Here is a 26504-nt window from a genome sequence, read left to right on the forward strand (position 1 = left end):
CGATGCTGGTCTGCATTCCCGAGGTGCTGAGCAAGGCCGAGGTCGCGGAGTTCCGCGCGATCATGGACGCGGCGGAGTGGGAGGACGGCCGGTCCACGGCCGGCTCGCAGTCCGCCCTGGTCAAGCGCAACGAGCAGCTGCCGCCCAACGGCGCGGTCGCGCGGCGCCTCGGCGAGCGCATCGTCGGCGCGCTCCTGGCCAACCCGCTCTTCGTCTCGGCCGCGATTCCGCTGCACATCTTCCCGCCGCTGTTCAACCGCTACGGCGAGGGGCACCATTTCGGCGTGCACGTCGACAACGCTGTGCGCGGCGACCCGATGACGGGCCTGCGCATCCGCACCGATCTCTCGGTCACGCTCTTCCTCGCCGAGCCCGACACCTACGACGGCGGCGAGCTGGTCGCGGAGGATTACTACGGCTCGCAGGAGGTGAAGCTGCCGGCGGGCGACCTCGTGCTCTACCCGGCATCGAGCCTCCACATGGTCACGCCGGTGACGCGGGGCACGCGGGTCGCCTCGTTCTTCTGGCTGCAGAGCATGATCCGCAGCCCGCAGGCGCGCAGCCTGATCTACGACCTCGACACCTCCATTCAGGGGCTCGTCGGGGAGCTGGGCCGCGACCACGCCGAGGTGGTGCGGCTCACGGGCATCTACCACAACCTGATCCGGACCTGGGCCGAGACATGACCGATCATCGACCCCGCCGGCGATCCGCGATCCGCGCGATCGCCCTTGCCCCCCTGCTCTGGCTGGCGCCGGCGCAGGCGCAGCAGACGGGCGCCGTCCCGCCGCCGGCGATCGCCGCGCCGGCCGCACCCGCGCCGGCGAAGCCCGCGCGGCCGACCGAGGTCGAGGTCGGCGGCCCGGCCCGTGCGCCGCTGGCCGCCGAAGCGCCGCCGGCGCCGGAGCCGGGCCCGCGAAGGGCGATTTCCGCCTCGGCCCCCGGCGGCCACGAGCTGTCGCCGTGGTCGATGTTCCTGAACGCCGACATCCTGGTGAAGGTGGTGATGAGCGGGCTGGCGCTCGCCTCGGTCGTCACCTGGACGATCCTCGTGGCGAAGACGATCGAGCTCGGTCTCGCCCGCCGAAGCCTCGTGCAGGCGCTCGGCCGCGTCGCCGAGACCGGGTCGCTGGCCGAGGCCGAGCGGGCGCTCGGCGGGGGCGGCACGATCCTCGACCGCCTCGTCGGCACGGTCGCGAACGAGGTGCGGATCTCCAAGGGCCATGCGGAGGGCATCAAGGAGCGGGCGGTCTCGCGCTGCTCCGAGCTGTTGAAGGCGGAAGGCCGCCTCGCCCGCCGCGGCATGGGCGCGCTCGCCACGATCGGCGCGATCTCGCCCTTCGTCGGCCTGTTCGGCACCGTCTGGGGCATCATGAACAGCTTCATCGGGATCTCGCGGGCGCAGACCACGAACCTCGCGGTGGTCGCGCCCGGCATCGCGGAGGCGCTGCTGGCGACCGCCATCGGCCTCGCCGCCGCGATCCCTGCGGTGATCATCTACAACCACTTCGCCCGGGCGACCCGGAGCTACGGCGACCTGGTCCAGCGCGCCTCCGGCACGGCGATGCGGCTGCTGTCGCGCGAACTCGAGCGCGGCGAGGTCGGGCGCCATGCGCCGCTGGCGCAGGCGGCCGAGTGAGCGGGGGGCCCTGAACCATGGCGATCTCACTCGGTGGCGACGAGGACGGCGACGAGTTCGGCGAGGCGCACGAGATCAACGTGACGCCGTTCATCGACGTGATGCTCGTGCTGCTGATCATCTTCATGATCGCGGCACCGCTCTCGACGGTCGACCTGCCGATCGACCTCCCCTCCTCCAGCGCGGTTCCGCAGAAGCGACCGGACAAGCCGACCTACGTGACGATCAAGGCCAACCTCGCGGTCGCGATCGGCGAGACGCCGGTGCGGCGCGTGGACCTCGCGCAGGCCCTCGACGCGCAGGCCGATCCGAGCCGGGAACGGCGCATCTTCCTGCGCGCGGACCGCGCGGTCCCCTACGGCGAGATGATGGACGTCCTCGAGATTCTCCGCGCCGGCGGCTACCTCAAGGTCGCGCTCGTCGCGCTCGAAGGTCCGCCCGCGGATGCGTCGGGGTCGGGGCCGGCGCCACGGGCGCCATGACGGGCAGGATCGGCAAAGCACACGCGCTCGGGGCTTCCGGCACGGCGCGCCTCGGCTGGCCGCTCTGGTTGGCCGCGGGCGCGTTCGTGCTCGCGCTGCATGCCGGCGGCGGCCTGCTCGCGCTCGGCTCCGCGGAGCCCGACGAGGCCGACGACCTCGGCGCCGCCGCCTTGGAGGTCGGCCTGGAGATGACGGCGCCGCGGCGCGAGCCCTCGGACCTGCCGCCCGGGCCGGAAGCCGACGACGCGGCCGCCTCGCCGGCCGTCGTCCAGCAGAAGGCCGTCAACGACCCGACCGAATTGCCGAAGGCCGTGCCGACCGAGACGGAGGATCCCGACCGGATCGTATCGCCGGAGGCGACCCTCAAGCCGCAGGAGGACGAGAGCAAGGTCAAGGTCGCCGAGACCCGCCCGTCGGCGGAGTCGGTCGCGTCCGAGGCCGCCGCCGCGCCGACCTCCGAGACGGTCAAGGAGGCCGCGATCGCGACCGCGCCCGTCCTCGGCACCGGCGAGAGCGCCCGCCGCGTCCGCACGACGTGGCAGAAGCAGCTCATGGCCCATCTCGACCGGCACAAGCGCTACCCGGGCGGCGCCACGCATCCGACCGGCGAGGTGCTCGTGAGCTTCCTCCTCGACCGCGTCGGCCACGTGGTCTCGGCGACGGTGCTGAAGGGGTCCGGCGACGGGGCGCTCGATCAGGCCGCCCTGACGATGATGCACCGATCCGATCCGGTTCCGCCGCCACCGCCGCTCGTCGCGGACGAGGGGCTGACCTTCACGATCCCGGTGGTGTTTCGCGCCAAGCCGAAGGGCAAGTGAGACGGCCGCGTCCCGTGCCGACGACACCGGAGATCGCGCGGCCCGATCCCAGCGCGCAGGGGTGCTGAAACGCAAAAATCCCGCCCCGGGTCTCCGGGTACGGGATGCGAACCTAAACGCTGTTCGACCTCAACGGCTGTTTAGGATTGGTGCCCAGGAAAGGATTGGGCACTAGAAGCAAAAAAGACAGCAAATGCAAAGCATTGCCTACGCGTGCAATGGGCTCTGTGTAACACGTTGTGTAACGACCGTCGACGTAGAATACGATGATCGCTGTTGCGCTAGACGTCCGGTCGCCTTACCTATTTTTTGTCCACTTTTCGCCGCGCTTGCGCACGGCGTACGGATACGTGAATCGGCTGGGCGCCCATCATTGCGCGCCGCAAAGCCGAAGCTCGCAGCGATTTTAGCCAGTCTCGCCGTAGCGAGAGGCCGGCGCTGCAGCATCACGGACTTACCCCGATCTTACTTTCGAGGAGTCCGTCGATGCGCTCATCCTACTGTGAAAACTCGAACTTTTCGCATGGCCCACCCCGGCTCATTGTCGTCTGCGACGATCCCAAGGTGCCGGCTGAACTCACGCCTAAGCGCGTTCTGCGTGGAATGCTGGCGCGCGGAAGCGGTTACGGTATCGCGCCGCCAACGTGGACACTGGGCAAGCAGGAACGCCGCGCCGACCGCCCTCGCGAGGTCAAGAAGGCCAGCCGCCAAGTCCAGAAGCGGCTGCGCAAAAAGAGGTTCTGCAACGCCGAGTCGCTCCGCCTCGCGGCCAAGCTCTCCCGCTGCGACCGACGCCACCGCTGCTTCAGCGCGGCTTGCCCACAGTGCGCCCGCGCCCTCCAGCGCGTGCTCGTGCGGATACTTGCTCCCTTCCTGAAGGAACGGGTGGGTGCCGAGCTATGGGGTACGCTGTCGATCATCCTGCCGCCGACTGATCCGGATGCGGAAATCGATTTCGCTGCCGAGCGAGAGCGATACCAAACCGTGCTGCGCAGGGCAGGGTTCACGCTCGGAGTATTCGGACTCGATTGCACCTTCAACGAGGACTGGCGGGACCTGAATCCGCCTAAAAAGCCCTTCCTGCCACACGCCTGCGTACATCTGCACGGCTTCGCTCCCATCGAGGACATCGAGGCTGCGTTGCCTTTACTCAAAAAGCTGGTTCTCGCGACGGAAGCGGTTCCGCGCCCTTTCCACCATTCCGCCTTCGACGCCGCGGTGAAGGGGGTGGCCTACAACTTCAAGCCCTCTTTCGAACGCCGGCAAACTATCGAGCAGTTCGATCCGCGCCGAGCGAAGCTCGTGCGTAACACGCGGCATCGCCCCCAACTTACGGTCGAGCAGCAGATCCGTGCTGTCCGGGCGCTCGACCAAGCCGGGCTGAACGGCAGGATCATCCTGCTCGGTGTGCATTTCGAGATCGTGCCCACGGCGCGGGCTCGAACCAACCCGCAGACCTGAAGGAGGAGCCCTGATCGACCCCCGCGGGCTTACCCCCCTATCCCGTTTCAGCGTGAAGGAGACCGATCCCCAATCTCGACGCCCTCGCAGTCCCGGCGTGAACCCTCTTCGAGGCGCGATGCCGATCAGTCCGAAAAGGAAAAGCCAAGCGGTCACGGCGACCGCGAGCCCATCGATCCCACCAGCCCAGCCTCTACGAGGCCAGGCTGACCATCAGAAGGAACCGAGCACGGGAAGCCTCCCCCGCCATGCCCTCAACCGCCTCGTCGAGGCGACGCGCCATCCCTGACCCGAGGAGAACCACGCGGACGAATGGTCTGTATTGCCCATCCCTCCCGGCACCATGCTCTCCGCGAACAGTGCCGACCAACCTTTGAAGGAGCATCTGACGGCCACTAACGAGCCGATCTCCACCCATCCCCGAACTATGGCGCCAAGCTCTTCGAGAAGGGTGACGCCCCCGAGTGAGAAAGGAGTGCCAAACAGGAAACAGTGTGAACTGCAGCACGCCCATTCACAGTGAAACCCACAGCCACATCGCGCTCGACGAGCGCGCCGGCCGTGCCGGGCGTGCCAGCCCCCGCAACCTTTCCGCGACGCCGACCGGCACGTCCGGCACGGCGCGCCCAGGAGAAAAGCCATGCCAGGACGCGGCATCATGAAGATCGAGCTGTCGGCACGTCACAGACCTCCCGTCGACATCGATTGGACTACCGAACCCAAGCCGGCACCTGTCGTGCTCAAGGTCGCCCACGTTGCGGATGAGGCGACCGGTAACGCTCACGACCGCTTCCGCGCGCCCACCGTACTGGGCGGGACGGTCGAGTTCGACGTGCCTTGCGAACGATCCGAGTCGGGGAAACAGGTTCTCATTGAGGGCCGCAAAAAGGGCGCTGGCCTCGCCAACGCTGACCTGCAGGCGATTGAAGAGGCCATCGCCGCCCCACCAGAGCGTCATATCCGCCACGCTGCCCGTAACGGGTGGTACGGGCCGCAGCGGCAAGCCTTCGTGCGCCAAACCGGCGTCGTCGGCCGCATTGGCGGCCTGCAGTGCCTCCGACCGCCCCGGCTGAAAGACGGCGAGCCCGTTCTGATCACCTTCCGCAAGGCCGGGACGGTGCAGGGCTGGATCGACGAGGTCGCGATGCCGGCCCGCTTCTCCTCTCGGGCCATCCTCGTGATCGCGGCGACCTTCGCGGCGCCGCTGCTACGCATCCTCAGGTTCCCGTCCTTCGGCTTTAACCTCTTCGGGGCGAACAAGTCCGGCAAGTCCACGATCACGACGGTGGCGGGCTCGATCATCGGCCTACCCAACGAAGCCGCCTTGCCCAACCTCAACACCACCACGGCGGGCCTGCTGCAACTCGCTGGGGTGTTCAACGACTGCGCCCTGCCGCTCAACGAAATGGCGCTGCTCGGGCCGAAGGCCTACGAGCAGCTCGGACCGGCAATCTACGCGCTAGGGGAAAGCCGGGATCGCACCCGCCACAAGTCATCGACCTTCGCCAGCGACATTGAGCAGTCGAGCTTCTCAACGATCTTCTTCTTCAACTCGGAGAGGTCCATCGACGAGTTGGCCCGCCAGATCGGGCGCGAACGGCCCGGCGGGGAGAAGGCGCGGTGCCTCGACGTGCCGGCGCTACAGGGAGGTCGCCGGACGGTGTTCGATGGCCGTCCCAGCGATGTCAGCGAGGACGAGTTCCATCGCTGGGCACTCGCGCAGATGGTCAAGATGCGCGAGGGCTGCCAGGCCAACCACGGCGTCGTCTTCGACGCCTATCTCGAGCGTCTCATCGCGCTCGGCGACGAGGTGGAGATCCGAGCGCGACGGTACGCCGCCGAGTTCGTGCACGCCTTGGACCTGCATGATGCCGAGAGCGAGATCGAGCACGCCGCTAAGTGCATCAGCGTAATTTATGCGGGCGCGCGCATCGCGATGGACGTCGGCATCCTGCCGCGGCCGTGGCGAGCGGTCAGTGTCCGCCGCGCGATCATAAGATGTTTCCGAGAGGCGCAACAGACGGCGCGGCTCGGCGATCCCGTGCTGCTGAAGGCAAAGGAGCGGCTACACGCACGCCTCCTCGAGCTAGACCTTCCCCTGCGGGACAGCGTCCGCCCCGGTGTGGATCTGGGCTATCGCTGGGACGACGGCGGCGGGGAGTACGTGACGATACACGCGACGCCTTTCGCGTCGTGGTTCGAGAAGCGGGAACTCACAGCGATCCTGACGTGGCTCGACCGGACCGGGGCGCTGCGGAAGGCCAATCCGGAGAGCACCCCGGGCGGTGGCGGTCACGACTGGGCGGTCTCGTCGCCGCGTTGGGCAAAGGGTGGCAAGAAGGTCCGCTCAATCACCTTCCGTTTGCCGAACTGAGGCGCAGCGGGCGAATGCTCTAATTCGCCTGCCCGTCTAGCTTCGCACTATGCTTGGCATCGCTCCCTTCGCGACATCGAACAAAATTTGTAACCTCAAGTGTGAATTTCGCGGAGACTCGCGGGAATAAGGGAGTGTCGCCTTGCAGGAGCCCGCCGTGATTTTCGACCGCGCCTTGAACGATAATTTTGTCAAACGTCTGGCCGAGGAGGCTGCCGCGGGCGGCTGGTGGCGCGACGTGCTGGCCGACCCCAAGCTGCTCATCGCACCCCGCCGCGCCGACCTAAACGTTTACTGGCGCGGCCAGGCCCTATTCAACGTTAGCTGCCCGCGCGGGAAGATCGTCGTCTCAACGCATGAAAAGTTTCTTGTCGATCCCGCGCTGGCCGAGCAAGTACCGTTGGTTGGCGGGCGCTTCGACACTGCCGCAAGCCTGGAACGCGCCCTCATCCGAGATTACGAGGGGCCGGCTACGCTGGCGAAGATGAAGCGTGCCGCCGCCCTGTTCTCGGGCGAGGAGAAGAGCGGCTGCCACGAGATCGCCGTAGGCAACGCCGCCGTGCTCGACGTCGAGATCGCCTTCCCCGGGCGCTATGCCATCGCCGAAGACTCCGGGAAGAGTGCCCCCCGCATCGACCTAGCCAGCGTCGAGGCGGCCGGCGAGGACGTGCGGCTCGTATTCTGGGAGGCCAAGGCTTACGCCAACGGGGAGTTGCGCGCGTTCGGCGACGGCGCCGCGCCGGTTTGCGGGCAGGTCGAGACCTACCGCCTCGCGCTGGCACAACACCAGACGGACATCGAGGCGAGCTACGCGGCGGTGGCCGCCAACCTAGTGGCGTTCAAGGACATGGGATGGGCCCGCGCGCTGTCGCCGTTGATCGACGCTGTCGGACGCTGCGAGCGGCGCCTGACACTGGGCGAAACCCCGAAGGTTGGGCTTCTCGTGTTCGGCTTCGACAACGCCCAGAAGAACGAGGCGCGCTGGAAGAAGCACCTCGGAAAACTGGGCGAGGCCATCGGAGACGTCCGGGCGAAGGGCAGGCCCGTGGACATCAGGGTCTGAGCGTGAGCTTGCGCCTGACAGTCCACCGCGGCAACCGCCAGATCGGCGGGAGTTGCATCGAGATCGCCCACCCAGACGGAGCCCGTCTCGTCCTCGACGCCGGTCGCCCCCTCGACGCACCGGAGGGGGTGACCGGCCTGCTGCCCGCAAGCCTCGACCTATCGCGGCCGGCGACTGTGCTCATCAGCCACCCGCACCAGGACCATCACGGCCTCGTGGACGAACTGCCCGCCGACTGGTCGGTCTGGACCGGGGCGGCCTCCGCGCGGCTAATTGCGCTCACCGGGGAGATCGGGGACCGCCCGGCCTCGCGCATTTTCGAGACCTGGGACAGCTATTCAGGGCCGTTCTCTATCGGCCCGTTCACTGTCACCCCGATGCTGACCGACCATAGCGCCTTCGACGCTTACATGCTGCTCGTCGAGGGCGCCGGCCGGCGCGTGCTCTACACAGGCGACTTCCGACGGCACGGGCGCAAGGGGGGCCTCGTCGACGGGCTGCTCGCTCGCCCGCCGGCCGACATCGATGCACTCATCATAGAGGGGACGAACCTCGGCACCGACAAGCCGGTGCAAACCGAGACGGCGCTGGAGGACGCCTTCGTCGCGCTGTTCGGGCGCACGGCCGGCCGTGTGTTTGTGGCGTGGTCGGGCCAGAACATTGACCGCACGGTCACCCTCTACCGGGCCGCCAAGAAAACTGGGCGGTCGCTGGTGATCGATCTGTACACCGCCGACGTGCTCGACCGGATCGCCGAGGGCACGCGGCTGCCGCGGACAGGCTTCGCCAACCTAAAGGTGGTGGTCACGAGCGGCCTGCGCCGGATGTACGCAAGCCGGGGCCGAGAGGACTTCGTCGCGAGGATGGCCCGCGACGGCGTTGCCGCCCGCGCGGTGCCGCTTGACGCGGTGGTGATGCTCCGGCGCTCGCTGATCGGCAATTACACCCGCGCCGGGCTCATCCCGACTGCGCGCGACGCCTTCAACCTGTCGATGTGCGGCTACCTAAGCACACCGTACTGCGCCGAGCCGCTGGAGTGGTGCCGGTCGGCGGGGGCGGAGATCGCCTACCTGCACAGCAGCGGCCACGCCGCCCCCGCCGACCTGCGCACGCTGGCCGCCGCGGTCAGCGCGAAGGCGGTGATCCCGGTGCACGGGGAGAACTGGGACAGCGCGGCGACCGGCTTCGAGCGGGTCCGGCGTCTGGCCGACGGCGAGGCCTGGGCGATCCCATGAGCGCCCTCGCCCCATCTAACACCGACACCACGTCTGAGCCGTCGGTCGGCATCTTCTGGCGCGTGGCCGGCGCACTCGTGGTGGATCGCACGCCCCTGTCGCGCGCCGAACCCTACGGTGACTGCCTCACTCACGGGCCAGGGCATTACGAGCAGTGGGAGGCGTGGCAGCGGCTCGGCGTGCGTGGCCTACGCGAGCAGGGTCACCCCGATGCCATCCGCGTCTCCGAGTACGACGAGTGGCCGCGCGGGCGGGTAGTCTACGAGGTGCCGAGCGCCCGGTTCGTGCTCTATGCCGACCGGCGGCTGCAACAGCTCGCGACGCTCACCGCTCTGCGCACGGCCTTCGGGTTAGACGCGGCCACCGTCATCGTGCGCGGCGATCCCCATTACCGGTAGGCGCAAGGGAACCGCGTTCTCTCCTCTTGGCAGCTGCAACAGGGTCGGCGGCCGCCAGAATCCTTCCAGCAGGGATAGTTCAGCAGCCCGGTCGAAGAATAAAAAACGTTGCCTGTCAACGACTTGTCGTCCATAGTCCGTCGGTCTTTTCTGGGCGATGTGATGTTCCTGCCAATCGTCGAATGCATCTTCATCCCCTCCGATGAAGGCGAGGCGGTCGCGTACCTATCCACCCTCGTCGAATACCATCCCGAGATCGCAGCTGGCGCGAAGCAAAGGCTCGCCGCGACCGGTTTGGCTCGCGCCGTGCTGGAGGCGTTCGTCGAGGATGGCACCTTCGAGCGCATCTCGGAGGATTACGCCCGCCGCCTAGGGGAAGAGGCGTGCTACTTGGAAGCAGAGGCGCGGCGGTACGAGGCCGAAGAAGGCGCGAGAACCGCCGTGGGAGTTGGCTGCGGCGACTGAGTTCTCATCGTCAACGATAGGCCTTCGTGGAGGAACTGCTTTGACTCAGTCACATCTCGACGCCCGCTACCTCGAATTCCAGGCGTCCCTGGGGGATGCCGCTCCCGAATTGCTGGAGGCGTTCTCACCTCCGTTGCTGATCAAGATCCCGGCAGCGTGGCAGATGGCTGAGCACCGGATTTTGTGGATCGGGCAGGAGACGGCGGGTTGGAGCTGGGAGGGTGAACGACTGCGCGCGGACGGTCTAGGTTGGGATTACCCCGATATCGCATCGCTGGGTGACTTCGCGCAGCACGAGGAAGCGGTCGAGGCGATGACCTACGGCTACGGCGAATTCGACTTCGCCGCCAATCACCCCGCCAGCCGGGGGCCGTTCTGGCGATACTTCCGCTGGGTGCGCGAGGCGGTGCAGGCGTATGGCTCAACCAGTATGGTTTGGACGAACGTCGTGCGGTGTTCGGCCAACTCCGGGCAGGGGTACACGCCCTGGGCGGTCCCCAAAGCGATCCGGTCCGACTTTCTGATTAGGCAACGCGGATTGCTGGCCGCCGAGATCGAGATCCTGCGTCCGACCCTGACGATCTTCGTAAGCGGCCCATACTACGACGTCTTCGTGAGCGACGAGTTTCCAGGTTGCGAGAGTGTCGCGCTGGCGCCATTCCCGATCCGGCAGGCAGCTCGCTACACCCATCCCATCCTACCGAGGACGAGCTTTCGCACCTACCACCCCGGCTATCTCAACAGGAACGAGCTGGGGTTTCGACCGATCCAGACGATGATCGACCTCTACGTGGCGGAACGATGAATGGCGTCTGTCCGTCTCAGTCCGAAGTCCGGCCTGCCTCGTCATACGACCTGACGAGATGCCTCAAGTTTGGTGATGGCGGTCCGTAGCTGACGATGGCCACGTCGAGCCCGTGCCCCCGTGCCAGCCGCAGCGCCCGCAATAAAGCTCCGTCGATCCACGCGTCCGGGTTGCCGAAGGCGCCGCCGCCCAGCCGGGTAAGCAGCACGCGGTTCGAAGCGCCGCGCACCGAGTTCAGCACCCCGGCCAGCAGCGTGCCCTCGTAGGCGGCCTCCAGTACGAGTCGGGCGAACGGCGCCCACGCCGCGGCCGGCAGGCGCGCGTAGGCCACCGGCAGCGCCGAGCAAAAGATCTGGCTGACCATTGGGCGCGGCGCCGACCCGTCGGTTACCTCGACATCCGTGTGCAAACCGAGCCGCAACCGGCCGCGCAATTTGTCGAGGGTGTCCTCGTCTGCCGTGCCAAGGTATTCGGCAATTGCCGCGAGACCTGATCGCGATGGAAGCGCATAGCCGTTGCGCATCATCCACAAGCTCCCCAGGTCAGTGCTAAGGCGCCGCGCGAGAGCGTCCCCGAGGTCGGCGAGGCCGTCGAGCTGGCGATCCGCCGTTTGCCCGGTCTCGCCTGCCACAGGCGCAAGGTAATTGCGGTAGATCGTAGCCGCGCCGGCCGCCATCGCGCAGGCCGGCCCTTGTGTGCGGTCGTACGCGTAGCCGGCGACGCCGGTTTCGGGCGTGACCTCCGGTCCGACCATCTCTAGCATGTTGAACTGCGAGGCGACTTGAAACAGCGCGCCGCGATTCGCGCTTGCCCGGTGCATCGCCCGCACGTCGCCCTCGACGATGGACAGCCGCAGCCGGCCCCGACTCTGCACGCCCGCCGCAGCGGTGCGTAGTTCCGAGAGGGAGGGCAGCGTGAGTGTGCCGACTCCGAAGCTCTCGCCCGTACCCTCTCGGATGAGACGACCATTGAGTACGCCCAGCCGCGCCTGCGTTTTCCCGTAGCTCTCTTCCTCGAATCCAGTCAGCCGCTCGAACCAGTCCATGGCGCTCCCTCTTCGACATGCCTATCACCGCCTAAGTGCCCAGGCGCCTCCGATTCGAATGGTTTGACCTCGATCAGGTCGTAACCGAACGAGTCCTTGCGCACCGTGATGGTCACGAGACCTCGTAGCTGGGCAGCGTCATCGCGACCCTGACGACCTGCGCACGCGCGGGGTCGTTGCCGGTCGTGACCGTCGCCATGACGGCTGCGCCGACGATGCCGGCGCCGACGAGCTAAAGCGCGCGCGCTCGTCGCGCCCCAGCAGAGGCTAGGAGGCGCGCATTACCGAGATCGGCGGTTTGGCGCCCATCGACGTGATACCGTCCGACCGCATCCTGCAGCACCGCGACCCCGTCCCGGGTCTCCACGTGGGTTAGGCCTGCGCTCGCATACGCCGACCATCGCGCTTCGATGTCCGAAACCATCTCCGGCAGCGCGTCCTTATTGGGCACCGCGTCCCAGGCTCGTCGCAGATCATCGACGGCAGGTGCGCCGAAGAGAGCGAGCCGTGCCACTGCGGCCTTGATCTCGGGGTCGTACGCGAGAAGCGCGTACCAATTCGCATCCGGGATGCCGGCCGAGGAAGCCGAGGTCTGGCGCGTGCGCACGAACGGCAGGATCAGCGCGGGGACGATCAGGAACAGCGAAGCCCATGCCCACCCGACGGCGTTGAGGCCCTTGCGGTGGGCCAGGACGTAGCTGGCTGCGGCCGCGATAAGGGCGACCAAGAGGTAATTGCCGGAAGCGGATAACAGCATGATCCTCGGCTCCGTAGGTGGCGACGGTCAGCGGCCGTGCACCTCTGAGTGTGGAAAATGAGGGATTGTCGGTCCGTCGATTGTCAAGCCGTGGATCGGGCTGTGTCCTGCGATGGACGCGCGGACGATCATCGGCTGGAACCTTCGGCGGCTGCGCGTCGAGCGCGGGCTGTCACAGGAGCGTTTGGCGCTCGCGGCCAGCATCGACCGGGCGTATGTCGGACGGGTCGAGCGCGGCTCGGAGAACGTCACCGTCACGACGCTGGAGGCGATGGCGATGGTCCTGTCCGTCCCGGTCGCGAGCCTGCTGATCGAGCCCGATCCCGACGCCCTCAAACCGATGCCGCTGCGGGCGGGACGTAAGCCGGCGTCGTAGCCACGTCGTCATGAGGTGATTCCGCCGCGGTCGCGAGGCCCCTGAGATCCATGAGGATCAGCCGAAGCTCGCGCCACGGCGACGTTGCGGATGCGGACGGTCCGGGTTCCTGCGTGCCGAGCAGGACGACGAGCTTCAGCACCATTGCGTCGAGGGTCCATGCGGGGGTAGCGATCAGCGAATCGGCCTTGTCGAGGACGGCCCCATCAAGCTCGGCCTCGGCCACCTGGGCGGCCGTCAGGCCGATGCTGCAGGCTGCCTCGTTCCAGCGACGCTGCCGGCGCTGGAGAAGCCGCTCCAGGCGACGCCGGTGGCGGCCCGATGAGACGACCCGCGCGATGGTACCGGCCTCGCCGGCATAGCGATGCGACCCGTCCCAGTCCGGAGGCAACGGCACCCGCGGATGATCCATCTGAGCAAGAAGCATTGCTTCAAGGCGGTCGCAACACGCCAGTGCGGCCTCGTGCCGGTCCAGCAGCGCCTGAAACTCAGCGAACAGCCCCGGTATTGGGTCAGTGACCGGTCCGTGGGCGGCTGCATGGGGCGGTGGTCGCCCGGCACCTGTCGCCCTCCTTCTCAGTGCCGGTAAGCCGCCGAGGAGGGCGAGTAGGCGTCGGCGGGTCGGTGATCTCCGTGCCGGTGGGGAGACACCGGCGGATGGGCCTTCCTCGTGCCAGTTCACCTCAATATTCCTCGGCGAGGAGGACAGTGAGTACACGAGTAGTGACGGACGTATCCGCTGGGTCCGGTGAGGCGGAGCGCCCGGAGCGGTCGTAGTAGTCGATCTTCCAGAATACCCGCTCGCCGACGACCTCGACCGCACCGAAGTCGCGCTCGCCATGCGGGTCGTTGTCCGCGTCGAAGCGGTCGAAGGCAGCAACCGCGTCAAGGATGGCCTGCTGGCGTCCGCGGCCGAGCGCGACGATGCCGGCGGTGAGCACGAGGGTGCCGCCGGAGAGCGTGCGGCGGAGGATGTCGTTGAGCGCAGCGATGCGATCCGCGTCGAGGACGACGGTCATGGGAACCTCGGGGGATGGGAGGGGTGGTGCGATGCGGCGGACGATTGGCATCGGCGCTGGGGCGCCCGGGCTGGCGATGCCTGGCTCGGGCGCAGGACGCTGCCGGGGGATTATTCGTTGCCGGGGGGCATCAGGGCGAGCTCGCCGGGCTGACGGAGGAAGGTCCCTTGCTCAGGGAAGTCCCGCCAGCGCATCGAGAATACCCGGCCGTTCATGCCGATGATCTCGGCTTCCCACCAACCGTATTCGGGCCCCTCATGGGCGAGGACGATGCTGCCGAGCCCGATCTCATCGCGGTCGCGTGGGACAGAGTTGCCGACGAAGTTGTGGTCGCCGATCTTCGGTGTCGCCGGGCCATCCGTCGCCCCCTTCGCTCCAGCAAATCCGACCGGGACCGCAGCGCCTCGGGTCTGCTCGCTGGGCATAGAGGTCTCTGATGGAACGTTTCCGCCGATCACTGTCTCGGCAGCCGTCATTCGGACCGGTTCGTTTCGCTCTTCGGGGTGCTCGGTAATGCTCAAACCGGCGCTCTCGCCGGCCAACAGGACGAGACGACCGTAGAGGTCACGGCGAGCGCCTGGCACGTGCACCTTGCCGCTCGGCAAGATTCGGCCGTGAGCGAGCTGCAAAGCGAGTGCGCGCTGATCGTCACCGGCAATGGGCAACATACGCAGTTTCATCGTGACCGCCGCAGCGGTGGCCGCTTCTGCCTGATTACTGTCGAACCAAGCAGCGCAAGGCTTCCCGCCGCGATTGCGCCCAAACAGCATGAGGGCCGGTAGTTGGGGCACGAGCGAGTTCTCTTCGACAAGCGTGGGAATGGACTGGATCGCCATTTCTGGACTCCTAAAACGACGAAGGCCCCCAGGATGGGGGCCTTGTTCGGAGACTTTACTGATGCGCACACTTTGCTTTGCGCAGAATCGTTGTCGGGTGCGCGCGGTAGCCGTAACTATCGGTGCAAGACACACCATTTCAATGGGATGCTGAGCACCAATTAAATTGGGAACTACCGTCTCCCGTACAACACCATTACGATAACATATACCGCCTCATTGTAAACACAGGATATAAACGGTCTGATGTATAAAGCGAAAATCTATAGATACCGCCTTGAATTTCTTGTTAAAGGATTAGATAAATATTTATAAGTCAATCAGGATTTGATCCTGTATGAAGATCTACTCGTCTTGCTAAAATAAATAAATAGTCTGAAATTATTAGAGAAATCGCTTTGCTGCGCTCCATATAAATTCCGCACTTACATGAGCAGCGTAGCCCTGATAATCGTCATCTTTCTGTTCATCAGCATAGTCACAGACGGCTTTAACAATAATTGCAACGGGTCGAGGCTTACCGCCCCCCCTAGCTGCAGCAGCAACGCTGTATGCCTCCATATCGATACCAAGAATACCTCGGTGCTGATTAAGTAAGCTATCAAAAGTCGGCTTATGTGCTACTACAGCCGCACCAGAAACAAGTGGTCCAAAATGGACGCCTAAATCCGACCGAGGTTTACTGCCTGCAAATTTAAGCTTTATTTTAGCCATAGCGGAAGCATCTTCTGCAAGGTCCTTCAGATCCGGGATAACGTCTTCGTCAAGATCCAATTGATGAGGCTGCGGCAAGAACTTAGGTTGCTTGTCTTCAGAAATGATTTTTCCACTCCCCCAATCCCATGTGGGATCTGCTACGATTATGTCCCCAATCTGCACCTTTTCGAAACGGCCAGCGCAAATGCCGACCATCGCGATAAAGCGGGGGCGGAACTGATGTATAACTTTCGTCGCCAACACAGCCGATGCAGGCATTCCCATACGCGGGGCTGCGGCTGCGACAACAGAAAATGTTCCACGCTCTCCTGTAATCGTGCCAGATAGATAACGAGTATCATCATGAGCTAGACGCAAAGGCTCCCAATCGCAAAGTCGTTTTACTGCGTCATACTCAACTTTATCCAAAGCGCAAATTATTACTAAATCCGTCCCATATGTCTTTCCATCTCTAAATCCTTCTGAATTCTTGAATGCAGTTATATAATTTATTTTTGCCCCTAGTTGAGAAATCCAAAGATCCGAAGTATCTCTATAATGAACTATAGACCATAGCTGTTCGGCAAATACGGGGCCGAACTCCTCGATAACGTCTTCGTAAGCCGTAATGCCGACTATATAAGTCGGTCGAATAAGATCTTCGTTTCTATTTAATTCATGCAAAATCTCAAGTCCTCCACCCCGCCTTTCAGTCTCACCGAAGCGCCGGGGAAGATTCACGTCGAGCAGCATGAGATCGTAGTGGTTAAGCGATAGATTTTCTATTGCCTGAAAGGCAACGAGTACGTGTGTTATATTAACCGCCTCAACTCCGTACTTTTCCAGAGCGACATGTATACGTCCATATTTCTGAGTATCATCCTCGACTACAAGCACTTTTAGCATTATAAATACTCCGGCAGATGCGCGCTAATAAGTTCGGTTAACTGCAACTTCCAATCATCGACATTAGATCTATAATGCACCGTCCCTAAATAATGGGGAAACCGCTTTTTTAGTTCGCCTTTGAGTTCAATCAACGTTACCTCTTCAGTCTCTTCTCCAAACCGGTCAAAATGCGTGACAACGATAACCGGTATCAGAGCCTCTTCTCGAGCCATCTGCCTCAATATTTCTCGCCCAGCGAAGTGGTGCGGTCGCCCACCGTCCTCTTCAACAGACCTGTCGTAATTGCGCATGGTCATATCCAGAAGTATAAGATCTATATTTCCAGCAAAAACGGCACGCAATCCGCTTTGAAACGATTTTGCGATACTTATCTCAGATGAAATATAGTTTTCTTGTATAAATCGGGTCAGATCGTGAGCTTTTTCTTCATCATCTTCTACTATCAAAATTTTCATCAATGTAAACCCCGCGGATCTATAAGTAACTGAGCCACGAAATCCCCATCATCGCGAAGTACAGCTAAACCATGATCGCAACGCAGATCAAAATTCAGCAGCTTCCAAATTTTTGGATATCCAGATCCGCCTTCCTCACCGAGAAGCTCGGCCGCTTTTTCGTGTCCATAATCTTCGTTAATGCTTTTAATTTTTAAGTCGAGCTTAGGTAGGTCCACAGCAGGCGGAAGGTCATTCCTAACTTCCAGCAAGAATGATTTTTCGCTAAATTCAACGCTCACAATAAGATTTAGCTCGGAACGGTTGTGAGCACCGTGGAACGCGGCATTGTCAAGTAACAAGAAAAACAAGCGGGCAAATGTCGGAAGAGATGAGCCCTTCAATATTACTACTACATTTGATTCAAACTTTGCAGATATCGATACATTAGCGTAGTAAGTTTTAACGGTCTGAAGACCGGCCTGATAAGCAATCTCAAGATCGTAGTCCTGATACTCATTATTTCCAGATAAAGTGAACCAGCTCGCTACCCTATCAATTGCTGATCTGACTTCAGGACGAACCATGTTGATAGCAGTCATTACACCCGGGACGTATAAAGCTGTGCTATTTTCTCTCAAATCTTCTTCGAGCTTATTTAGAGACTCGTTAAATTCTTGTAGTACAGAAGTGAATAAGTTCTCACGCACACGATTTAAATTATGTTCGGTCACTTTCCAAAATTGATCGAGTACTGAACTAATGAAATCTTCATACATCTCCGTTTGCGCGTTTCTATATTCCATATTTTGAAGTACCGATTCACTCAAGCTATAGTTAAACAACCCGTTTGGCGTCTTCTCAGATCTTATTCGAAGCAAACTTCTGTTCAGTTTATCGATCTGTTGATCGATCTTTTCAGAAAAGGCTGATAAAGACGCCGATAAATCTGATTTAATATTTTGGACGTCAGTCTGGATCCGGTCTGCCCAAAAGATATTATTTTGGTAACTGCCGCTTTCCGAATCCTTGTTCGTAATGAGATTTCGACCGACTAAAGGTCCGCGAAGTTCCCTCAGAACATACCCATGTCGAATGTTTGTGCTCAAATTCGAATTTAAGCCATACTCTTTGCTTGTAGTTAGTAACTCCCATAGCTCAACTACCATTTTTCTAAACAAAGATCTACGTTCATTCAATGGAGTGTTCAGAGTTATGACTGTAACTTGGTCTCCGAGTTCTCCTAATGCAGAACGCACAATACGTTCGATGCTTCCGAGATTCGAGTCGCCTGCCCCATACTGCGCCATCAATCGATATCTATTCCAATTCTCCCGCATTCTAACATCAATTGCTCTTCTTATACCGTCAACATTCACATAAACTTTACTTCGATCTAAACGCCGGGCTGTATCACGAACTACTTGACGAGTTCTAATTTCCCGCAGCTCGTCTTTAAATTGAGATGGAGGCTGCTTCCCTTCGCTAGCAATTAGATCGTTCAATTCGACTAATATAGTTGCACGCTCATCCTCGACCGCTCTCGTGCTTTCCAAAGCAAGCGACTGGTCTAGAACGTCTGGAACACATATTTGACGTAGAAAATAAACTAGTTGGATCCGAGAAAGAGTATTTGGATTTTTCAAAAGCTCCGATGCTTTTTTAACATTAGAACGCTTTAGTACGTCTCGAAAAGCATCTGCTCGCTCTGCATCATATTCTGGAGAAATGTACCACGAATAAGCGTCAAGAATTATTGCAACGCTCAGTCTTCCTCGGGTTGGAGACTTCGACATAGGAAGATTATGCGTAAGTAGAATTTGTTTTACGATTTCCGTAAGAGGCAGAACGACGGCAAAATATTTTGAGATAGCAAGCAGCTCTCCTGCCACATCTGCGCATTCAGCAATTTGCCCTTGCCTAAGATGGCATTGAACAAGCAATAATAATGCTTCGAGTTTCTTCAGTCTCGGACTTCTTTCTGTGCTTAACCGATCAAGTATATCAATTGCTTCTAATTCTTTATTATTCCTTATCCAAGATAATGCATTAAAATATTTCGTCCTAGACGATGGTATAAGATCACCATCGGTGATTGGTATCGTCCAAGATGGAAGAGAAATCGCGTTTAATGCGATGATTGTTGAGGAATTTGGGTGTTGAGCGAGTTGGTTTTGTAAAATTCTATTCGTCGTAGATGATGTAGTATAACTGAATGCAGAAAGAGGATGCTCCTCGGCCGTACGAAGCGCGTGAAATGTTTGCGAGCGGGACGATGCAAAAGCTCGATCATCGTTTCCTTGGCGTTCTAAAACCGCTGCAAGGGAAGAGGCCCATGCAGAGCTCGCATATGTAGTTACAAGTTTCCGAAGTCGCAGATTAGCTTCAACTCCTCCCTCGTTAAAATTCGCTATCGAATTTAAGTCGGCGCAAATTGACGAAACTAGAGACTTCCCCCCCGTCGTTTTACTATTTATTGTAAAAGTACTATCGATATGAAGCGCAGAACGAATTGCGATATAGATTTTTTCAATGCTTAATTCGTCTAACTCCATACAAGAAACTTTTTGTAGTACTTCATTATACTCTGCGTTGGTGTAACGATCCAGTAGTTCGATAATTTGGGGGTCTAGATCCACATAACTTAGCTTATCTCCCAAAATTATGTTTATTCGGGATAAGCTTTTGTCATCGATTGTTTTTGCGATCTTTCCTGTGGCTGCCAAGAATTGTGTTGAGTCGCTCAAAGAAAGTGGTGCAGTTGATACCAGACTCTGTAGCGTCAACACCAACAGAAGATATCGATCTATAACAGGTAGATTGTCTGCTTCCCATATCATAATTCCTGCAGTAGCTTCATCTATAGCTACTTGCTGGCCCATGATAATATGCAGTAAATAATCGTATCCGTCTTTGAGTGGATTTAGCTCCGTTAACAGGCGTTCAAGCTCAGTTGCGGAGACACCAGCTAGCAATCTATAGCTAAGCCAGCTCGTTGCTAGTCGCATCAGTGATGGAGACTTTACGTCCTTCATTATATTTTTTACAAAGTTATTTTTGGCACTATAACCCTTCGATAACAGCAGATGCGTTAACCTTTGATCTATGAGCCAAATAGAAATTCCAAACGTTTCTTGAACGCTATCAAGAATTTTCTCAACTCCTTGTAAATCCGATATAAAAAATAGCTGCTCACATTTTCTTTTGAGGTCGAGGAAGGCGTTCAATTCTACTGAATAGACGGAGATCGTGCTTACCGCCCAAGCGAGCTCCCTGCTGAAGCCAGCATAGTAGGGAAGCCCACGGATCGGTAGGCTTCCTATTCTTTGAGGAAAAGGGCTTGGCCAGATGAGACTTCTGTAAGATGGATGCGACGCAAAATCACTTCCTACCATAAGTAAAGTTTGACAATCTGCCTTGTGCCGAAAACTCGCCAAACCTTTTCTAACATTACTATTTTGCCTTATTTTCATACGAGCTCTATCAAATTCGTCGCTCGAGCCGGCAGCTTGTTTTCTATGAGTGGTTTTTTTATTTGCCATTGCTTTACAAAAATCTTCCAATACACTTCTAGTGACAGACTTTTATATCAGATAGTAGGTATCTTACACTGTTTGCGGAGTTTAATAAGTTATTTGCGTCGGTCAACAATTTATTGAAGCGTGAGAGATCTCCAAACTCCGATCTAGCAAACAAATATAGTGGTTGCCATTTTGTAGCATTGATGAACTATTTCGAGCAAACCTCGCTGTTTTATCACTCAACAAAAATGATATGCGGCGCTTTCAGATTCATTCTGAAGGTTTGAACGATAGGTTCGCACGGGAATTTATAAAGGAACTATATAAGTCGTTGATAGAATATCATCTCACCCGCTAAACTCGGTTGGACGTGTTTAATTAAATTTTTTTGAGACCCAAAAACTAGAAAGGCTTTGTACACACAACATGCTTTTACAGTTTTGAAATTGATCTTAATGGGAAACTACAAAATAAGCCTTTTATGCTCCAAACAGAAGCTGATGACCAAATTTCGATTCGACTTTAATTAGATTCTAAACTGTGGTATTCGCAGAATTGCATCGGCTTTCGTTTTCAAGGAAACGCTGCCGTAACGGTCGCCCACATTCTTAGTCGCCCAGCCGCACAGCGCATCGATTACATTGGCTGATATACCTGCTTCGGTTGCAACAGTGCGGAAGCGGTGCCGCCAGCCATGATTGGGGCTCACCCCGCGGTCGCTAACGTGCTCGCGCGCGAACTCGCCAAGGCGGTTCTTAACAGCTTGCAGTGGCCCCGTGATCGCCCCCTCGGTGCCCGGCACTAGGAATAGCCGCTCTTCGCGTACGCTCTGGACGAACGCCGGGAAGCCAAGTTCGATAAGCTGCGGATGGAGGGGCACTTCCCGCGCCTGCTTGGTCTTCACTGCGCCAGCCTCCGGCGTGATTCTGAGCACCCATACGCCTTCAGGATGGCCCTCAATCTGCTTGAGGTGGAGGTCCTGCCGGCGCATTTGCGCGATCTCGCCAACGCGGGCGCCCGTGAAGGCGAGCACCCAGGGTATCCAGCGTTTAGCCGCAAGGGTCTGAGGCAATTCCCGACCGGCTTGCAGATGCATGGACGCTTGCAGGATGGCGCGCGCTTCCTCGGTAGTGAATTCGCGCTCACGCAGCTTTATCTTTGCAACCCTGGCCACGTTCACATCGACGGCCGGATTAACGGGCAGGCGGCCGTCAACGACCGCCCAGCCAAACACCGATTTGAGGGCAGCCAGATCGCTATTCTTCACGGTCGCTGCCGAAAGCGGCTCGCCATTGCGCTTCTTGCTGGCGAGGCGGAAATCCCGAAACCGGCGCACGTCATCGGCGGTCACTCGGCGGGCGTCTTCGTGATCGAGAAAGGCGTGGAGCTGCCGCATCGTGTTGGTGTACGACTCGCGGGTCGAGGGGGACTTGCCGGTCCGCTCTGCCTGCCGCCACCAGGCTTCAATGAGTTCACTGAGCAGCACAGGCTTAACAGCCGGCTGTGACATAGGCGAAGCGGCCGCTTGAGGTGCCATGGGTGGCGCCTCGGGCTCACCACGCGCAAGCGCCGCGAGGGCCAGACTTGCACGCTGAACCTGAGACGCAACGGCCTTGGCGACCCGCAAGGTACTGATCTCGTCGGCATCGACGTCATGGAGGTCGAGCACGGTCTCCGCCTGGAGCCGACACCACCTTTGGAGTTCCTCGACCTTCTCGACGCTTCTCAGATCGAGAGCTGCTCGCACGGTGGTGCGTCCATCATCGCGGTTCTCGACGCTTCCAGGCGAGGCGCGCCAGAGATGGTGGTACAAATCGGTCGGCCAGAAACGTTGCTGGCTGGGATTCTCGCGGTACAGCCCAAGCCAGTGCACGTACATCCACTGTGCGCGCTCAGCCGCTTGGCGCTCGCTTAGAGAACGGGGTGCCGCACTGTATTCCATAACCGCCGGTTTCGCATCGGTCGTGCCGTTCGACGGACGGCGGCGCAGGTCCGCCCACTGGGACTCAAGCTTCGCGAGTTCCTCGGAGTGCAGCCGCTTCGCTTCTTTCGGATCGCTCGTACGAAGGCTGAAAACAACCTCGCGGCGGCCGACTACAGCGACGAGGTCAGCCGGCACGCGCTTGCGAAAACGGTAGACGTGCGCATCTTTTCGGAGCTGCGGTCGAGACATCGAAAGGACCACTGTGTACCACCCTTGTGTACCACACGGGCTGGCTAACACCATGATCTGTCTGAACTTCTTTGCGGATCAGCGGCTTAGCCAGCTGATGGTGCCCAGGAAAGGACTCGAACCTTCACCTCTTGCAAGACTGGTACCTGAAACCAGCGCGTCTACCAATTCCGCCACCTGGGCTCGCCGGGCGCTCGGCGCCGACGAAGGCTCGTTTAGGGGGTGGCATCGGTGGCGTCAATCGGGATTCCGCATGTGCGGGCGTTCGACCGCCCGGTGTGATCGTGGCGCTCGCCTCGGCGCGGATGGCCGGCCCGATGGCGAGCGCCAGCGCGTCAGAGGCTCGGTGCCGGCTCGCCGTCCTCCACGTCCGGCGTGCGCGACCGGGACCGGCGATCGAGCAGCGACCGTCCGAGCGCGCGGAACGGCGCGACGAGCCGGCGGGCGTCCTCGGCGCGTTCCATGAAGCGCTCGCCGCTGCGGATCTCCTTGTCGAGGCGGGCCATGGTCCGGGCGAGCGACGGATCGTCGTCCTGCAGCCAAGTCTCGACCACGCGGGCGAAGGCGATGACGACGCCCTGGAGCTTGAGCCGGCCGAGCGGGCCCTCGGTGTCGATCCCGGCCGCGGCCAGCATGTAACGGTGGGAGTTCAGGGCCATGCCGTTCAGGGCCAGCATCGACAGCACGTCGCCGCGCAGCGCGAACGAGATGCGCCGCAAGGCCGGCTTGTACGGCGTCATCGCGTCGAGCCGGCGCATCAGCACGTCGAACAGCCGCTCGCGGGTCGGCTCCTCCGCGAGGTCGGCACCGTCCTCCTCGAGCACCTTGCGGTCGATGATCCGGGCGAGGCCGGCGAGAATCGCGCCCTTCGACGGGAACAGGTCGCGCAGCTCCGCCAGGCTCAGACCCGCCTCGCGGGCGATGTCGCCGACCTCGATGTCGTTCCAGGGCTGCTCGGCCGCCAGCCGCATCAGTGCCTCCACCGCCGCCTCGCGCGGGGGCTGCGTCGGCGCCTCGTGATGGGCGCCGGGATCCGCCGGCTTGCGGCCCTTCTTCGGCGAGCCTGCTGTCTCGGTCATGCGGCCTGCTCCTGGCTGATCTCGCGCGCGCTCCGAAGGGGCGACGCGCCTCGTGACGATCGACGCGCGAAACGGTCGATCCTGTCCCGCTCCCTATGTAGGGACGCGGGCGGAGGAGGGCAGTGCCTTTGTGCGCGCTTGCCGCACGAGGGCGATGGCACGACATGCCCATTGGGCGCACGCGAGGCGCGGTGTTCGACCATGGCGGCACGATCGCGCGCCGGCCTTGCCCGCCCTGCTCTCCATCGCGGCCGTGGTCGGCAACGCGGTGGTGGATCATGGGCCGAAAGCGCTTGCGGCGCCGGCGCGGTGAGCGACAGGCCTCTCATCGCGGGATGACGGAACCGCGAAGCGCTCGGATCGACCGCCCGAACGCGATGTCCGCGCCCCGATCGAAGATGCGCGTGCGCCGAAGCGTCCCCTACTCTGCCGCAATTCGAGGCGGCGCCGGGTAGCCCCGCCCATCGTTGGCGGGATGGCCGGAAGGCGCTCGCCCCGCCTCCTCCGGGTCGTCGCGCGCGCCGACGAAGCGGGAGAACAGGCGGACGATCAAGCGGGAGAGGTCGTCCATCAGCACGAAGATCGCCGGCACGAAGACCAGCGACAGGCCGGTCGAGACGATGAGGCCGCCGATCACCGCGATCGCCATCGGGGCCCGGAACTCGCCGCCGATGCCGAGCGCCATCGCGGAGGGCACCATGCCGGCGGCCATGGCGATCGTGGTCATCACGATCGGCCGCGCGCGCTTGCGGCCGGCATCGATGATCGCGGTGGTGCGGTCGACGCCGCGCCCCATCTCCTCGACGGCGAAATCGACGAGCATGATCGCGTTCTTCGTGACCACGCCCATCAGCATCAGGATGCCGATGACGACGGGCATCGAGATCGGCTTGTGGAACACCAGCAACCCGAGGATCGCGCCGCCGATCGACAGCGGCAGCGAGAATAGGATCGTCATCGGCTGCAGGAACGAGCCGAACAGCAGGATCAGCACGCCGAACACCATCATCAGCCCCGCGCCCATGGCGAGGGCGAAGCCGGAGAACACCTCGCCCATCACCTCGGCGTCCCCGGTCTGGCTGATGGTCACGCCCGGCGGCAGGGCCTGGGCGGTCGGCAGGTGCATGACCTGGTCGATCAGCGAGCCGAGGGCGTCCGAGCCCTGCATGTCGCCTTCCAGCGCCACGCGGATCGCCCGGTCGTAGCGGTCGATCGCGGTCGGGCCCTGCCCGAGAGACAGGTCGGCCACCGTCGAGAGCGGCACCGCGGCGCCGCCCTTGACCGGGACCTTGAGGGTCTCGAGCTGGGCGAGGTCGCCGCGCAGGGTCTCGGGCAGCTGCACCCGGATCGGCACCTGACGGTCGCGCGCGTTGAACTTGGCGAGGTTGGCGCCGATGTCGCCGATGGTCCCGACGCGCACCGTCTCGGCGATCAGGTCGGTGGAGACGCCGAGATCGGCCGCGACCCCGGCCTTGGGGCGGATGCGGATCTCCGTGCGGTCGAGCGGCGCGGTCGAGATCACATTGACGAGGTGGGGCACCTGAGCCGCCTCGCGCTGGAGGCGCTGCGACACGTCGGCGACCACCGCCTTGTCGGGGCCGGCGATGATGAGCGCGAGATCGCGCTGGCCGCCCTCGCGCAAAGCCCAGAACCGGATGTCGGGCTGCTGCCGCAGGATCGCGCCGACGGCGACGTCGACCTCCTTCTGCGTGCGGTGTCGCGTGTTCTTCGGCGTCAGGTTGATGGTCAGCGAGGCGAGCCGCACCTCCTTCTTCCCCGGCAATTGCCGGCCGCCGTCGACGAACACGCTGCGGACCTCGGGCAGCGTCCGGATCTTGTCCACCAGCGCGTCGGTGACGCGCGTGGTCTCGGCGAGCTTGGCGCCGGGCGGCAGCTCGACCACGAACAGCGTGCGGGCCGCGTCCTCGGCCGGCAGGAAGCCGGACGGCAGCAGGCCGGTGGACAGGATGGAGGCGGCAAAGCAGGCCAGCCCCGCCACCAGCGTCACGAACTTGTGCCGCACCGACCACGCCACGAGGCGGGTGTAGCCGCGCATCACGACGCCTTCGCGCGTGTCCTCCGGCCCGTGGTCGCGCAGGAAGTAGGCGGCGAGCAGCGGCGTGATCAGGCGCGCCACCAGCAGCGACATGAACACGGCGGCCGCGATCGTCAGGCCGAACTGCTTAAAGTACTGCCCGGCGATGCCGCCCATGAACGAGACGGGGGCGAAGATCGCGATGATCGTCGCGGTGATGGCGATGACCGCGAGGCCGATCTCGTCGGCCGCCTCGAGGGCCGCGCGATAGGGCGTCTTCCCCATCCGCATGTGGCGGACGATGTTCTCGATCTCGACGATGGCGTCGTCGACCAGAATGCCGGTCACCAGCGTGATCGCGAGCAGGCTGACGGCGTTCAGCGAGAAGCCGAGCGTGCTCATCACCCAGAAGGTCGGCAGCACCGAAAGCGGCAGCGCCACCGCCGCGATCAGCGTCGCGCGCCAGTCCTTCAGGAACAGCAGCACGACGATCACCGCCAGCGCCGAGCCCTCCAGCAGCCCGAGCATCGCGGAATGGTAGTTGCCGACCGTGTTGGTGACGGAGGTGTCGATCAGGTCGAAGCGCACGCCCGGGTTGGCGGCGTGCAGCGACGCGATCCGGTCGGCCACGCCGACCGAGACCTCGGCGTCGCTGGCGCCGGCCGAGCGCGAGATCGCGAAGGCGACCACCGGCTCGCCGTTGAAGCGGGCGAAGGTGCGCGGCTCCTCGGCGGTGTCGGTGAGCGTGGCGAGCTCGTCGAGCCGCACCTTGCGGTTGCCGGAGACGACGATCGATGTGGCGCCGAGCGTGTCGAGGGTCGCCGAGGCCGCGAGCGTGCGGATCGACTGCTCCTGGCCGCCGACCTCGCCGCGTCCGCCGGCCA

At 61.7% G+C, this 26504-nt stretch carries 23 protein-coding genes and 1 tRNA gene; 12 read left to right on the top strand and 12 right to left on the bottom strand.

Annotated elements, in window-relative coordinates:
* The first annotated feature begins 2 nt into the window (after positions 1 to 2).
* The 11 genes from MKK60_RS12825 (at position 3) to MKK60_RS12875 (ending at position 10740) form a co-directional block, all read left to right on the top strand.
* Positions 3 to 686: a Fe2+-dependent dioxygenase gene (locus MKK60_RS12825; RefSeq protein ID WP_243935469.1), complete on the top strand. Its 684-nt coding sequence runs from the start codon at positions 3 to 5 to the stop codon at positions 684 to 686.
* Positions 683 to 1639 carry a tonB-system energizer ExbB gene (gene exbB / locus MKK60_RS12830; RefSeq protein ID WP_243986276.1) on the top strand — a complete coding sequence of 319 codons (957 nt, stop codon included), beginning with the start codon at positions 683 to 685 and terminating at the stop codon, positions 1637 to 1639. The genes MKK60_RS12825 and exbB overlap by 4 nt, the downstream gene beginning before the upstream one ends.
* A 17-nt stretch (positions 1640 to 1656) precedes the next feature.
* Positions 1657 to 2121, top strand: a complete 465-nt coding sequence (gene exbD, locus MKK60_RS12835) for a TonB system transport protein ExbD (RefSeq protein WP_243986278.1) — start codon at positions 1657 to 1659, stop codon at positions 2119 to 2121.
* Positions 2118 to 2939: an energy transducer TonB gene (locus tag MKK60_RS12840; RefSeq protein ID WP_243986280.1), complete on the top strand. Its 822-nt coding sequence runs from the start codon at positions 2118 to 2120 to the stop codon at positions 2937 to 2939. Before exbD ends, MKK60_RS12840 begins: the two co-directional genes overlap by 4 nt.
* Before the next feature lie 486 nt (positions 2940 to 3425).
* Complete coding sequence (locus tag MKK60_RS12845) at positions 3426 to 4400, top strand: hypothetical protein (protein ID WP_243986282.1); 975 nt, start codon at positions 3426 to 3428, stop codon at positions 4398 to 4400.
* A 658-nt stretch (positions 4401 to 5058) separates the two neighbouring features.
* Complete coding sequence (locus tag MKK60_RS12850) at positions 5059 to 6774, top strand: DUF927 domain-containing protein (protein ID WP_243986284.1); 1716 nt, start codon at positions 5059 to 5061, stop codon at positions 6772 to 6774.
* 142 nt (positions 6775 to 6916) lie between these two features.
* The gene (locus tag MKK60_RS12855; protein ID WP_243986286.1) at positions 6917 to 7837 is read left to right on the top strand and encodes a hypothetical protein; all 921 of its coding nucleotides are present in this window, start codon (positions 6917 to 6919) and stop codon (positions 7835 to 7837) included.
* Between the two features lie 2 nt (positions 7838 to 7839).
* On the top strand, positions 7840 to 9072 hold the full coding sequence (locus MKK60_RS12860) for an MBL fold metallo-hydrolase (protein ID WP_243986290.1): 1233 nt from the start codon (positions 7840 to 7842) through the stop codon (positions 9070 to 9072).
* A complete protein-coding gene (locus MKK60_RS12865) occupies positions 9069 to 9470 on the top strand; it encodes a hypothetical protein (protein ID WP_243986292.1) in 402 nt (133 codons plus the stop codon). The genes MKK60_RS12860 and MKK60_RS12865 overlap by 4 nt, the downstream gene beginning before the upstream one ends.
* A 108-nt stretch (positions 9471 to 9578) precedes the next feature.
* A complete protein-coding gene (locus MKK60_RS12870) occupies positions 9579 to 9935 on the top strand; it encodes a hypothetical protein (protein WP_243986296.1) in 357 nt (118 codons plus the stop codon).
* Positions 9936 to 9975: 40 nt separating this feature from the next.
* On the top strand, positions 9976 to 10740 hold the full coding sequence (locus tag MKK60_RS12875; protein ID WP_243986297.1) for a hypothetical protein: 765 nt from the start codon (positions 9976 to 9978) through the stop codon (positions 10738 to 10740).
* Between the two features lie 16 nt (positions 10741 to 10756).
* Here MKK60_RS12875 and MKK60_RS12880 read toward each other — a convergent pair whose 3' ends face one another.
* Both MKK60_RS12880 and MKK60_RS12885 read right to left on the bottom strand, forming a co-directional pair.
* Positions 10757 to 11785: a hypothetical protein gene (locus MKK60_RS12880; RefSeq protein WP_243986298.1), complete on the bottom strand. Its 1029-nt coding sequence runs from the start codon at positions 11783 to 11785 to the stop codon at positions 10757 to 10759.
* Positions 11786 to 12017: 232 nt separating this feature from the next.
* Positions 12018 to 12542 carry a hypothetical protein gene (locus tag MKK60_RS12885; RefSeq protein ID WP_243986300.1) on the bottom strand — a complete coding sequence of 175 codons (525 nt, stop codon included), beginning with the start codon at positions 12540 to 12542 and terminating at the stop codon, positions 12018 to 12020.
* 112 nt (positions 12543 to 12654) lie between these two features.
* Here MKK60_RS12885 and MKK60_RS12890 point away from each other — a divergent pair, with 112 nt between their 5' ends.
* Positions 12655 to 12918 carry a helix-turn-helix domain-containing protein gene (locus MKK60_RS12890; protein ID WP_243986302.1) on the top strand — a complete coding sequence of 88 codons (264 nt, stop codon included), beginning with the start codon at positions 12655 to 12657 and terminating at the stop codon, positions 12916 to 12918.
* Here the strand turns inward: MKK60_RS12890 and MKK60_RS12895 are convergent.
* The 10 genes from MKK60_RS12895 to MKK60_RS12940 form a co-directional block, all read right to left on the bottom strand.
* Positions 12875 to 13330: a hypothetical protein gene (locus MKK60_RS12895; protein WP_243986304.1), complete on the bottom strand. Its 456-nt coding sequence runs from the start codon at positions 13328 to 13330 to the stop codon at positions 12875 to 12877. The two genes, MKK60_RS12890 and MKK60_RS12895, sit on opposite strands and share 44 nt — an antisense overlap.
* 271 nt (positions 13331 to 13601) lie before the next feature.
* Positions 13602 to 13937 carry a DUF3768 domain-containing protein gene (locus MKK60_RS12900; protein WP_243986306.1) on the bottom strand — a complete coding sequence of 112 codons (336 nt, stop codon included), beginning with the start codon at positions 13935 to 13937 and terminating at the stop codon, positions 13602 to 13604.
* Between the two features lie 110 nt (positions 13938 to 14047).
* Positions 14048 to 14773 carry a hypothetical protein gene (locus tag MKK60_RS12905; protein ID WP_243986307.1) on the bottom strand — a complete coding sequence of 242 codons (726 nt, stop codon included), beginning with the start codon at positions 14771 to 14773 and terminating at the stop codon, positions 14048 to 14050.
* A 384-nt stretch (positions 14774 to 15157) separates the two neighbouring features.
* Complete coding sequence (locus tag MKK60_RS12910; RefSeq protein ID WP_243986308.1) at positions 15158 to 16375, bottom strand: histidine kinase; 1218 nt, start codon at positions 16373 to 16375, stop codon at positions 15158 to 15160.
* The gene (locus MKK60_RS12915; protein ID WP_243986310.1) at positions 16375 to 16833 is read right to left on the bottom strand and encodes a response regulator; all 459 of its coding nucleotides are present in this window, start codon (positions 16831 to 16833) and stop codon (positions 16375 to 16377) included. The genes MKK60_RS12910 and MKK60_RS12915 overlap by 1 nt, the downstream gene beginning before the upstream one ends.
* Complete coding sequence (locus MKK60_RS12920) at positions 16833 to 20354, bottom strand: hypothetical protein (protein WP_243986312.1); 3522 nt, start codon at positions 20352 to 20354, stop codon at positions 16833 to 16835. The genes MKK60_RS12915 and MKK60_RS12920 overlap by 1 nt, the downstream gene beginning before the upstream one ends.
* Positions 20355 to 20859: 505 nt before the next feature.
* Complete coding sequence (locus MKK60_RS12925; RefSeq protein WP_243986314.1) at positions 20860 to 22506, bottom strand: DUF6538 domain-containing protein; 1647 nt, start codon at positions 22504 to 22506, stop codon at positions 20860 to 20862.
* Positions 22507 to 22604: 98 nt separating this feature from the next.
* Positions 22605 to 22689, bottom strand: a tRNA-Leu gene (locus tag MKK60_RS12930).
* Positions 22690 to 22841: 152 nt separating this feature from the next.
* Entirely contained in the window at positions 22842 to 23585 is a 744-nt protein-coding gene (locus MKK60_RS12935) for a TetR/AcrR family transcriptional regulator (RefSeq protein WP_243986317.1), read from the bottom strand.
* Between the two features lie 421 nt (positions 23586 to 24006).
* Positions 24007 to 26504: efflux RND transporter permease subunit (locus MKK60_RS12940; RefSeq protein ID WP_243986319.1), on the bottom strand; the 2498-nt coding region annotated here is incomplete at its 5' end.

Origin of the sequence: Methylobacterium sp. J-092, from assembly GCF_022829325.1 — a bacterium.
GTDB lineage: Bacteria > Pseudomonadota > Alphaproteobacteria > Rhizobiales > Beijerinckiaceae > Methylobacterium.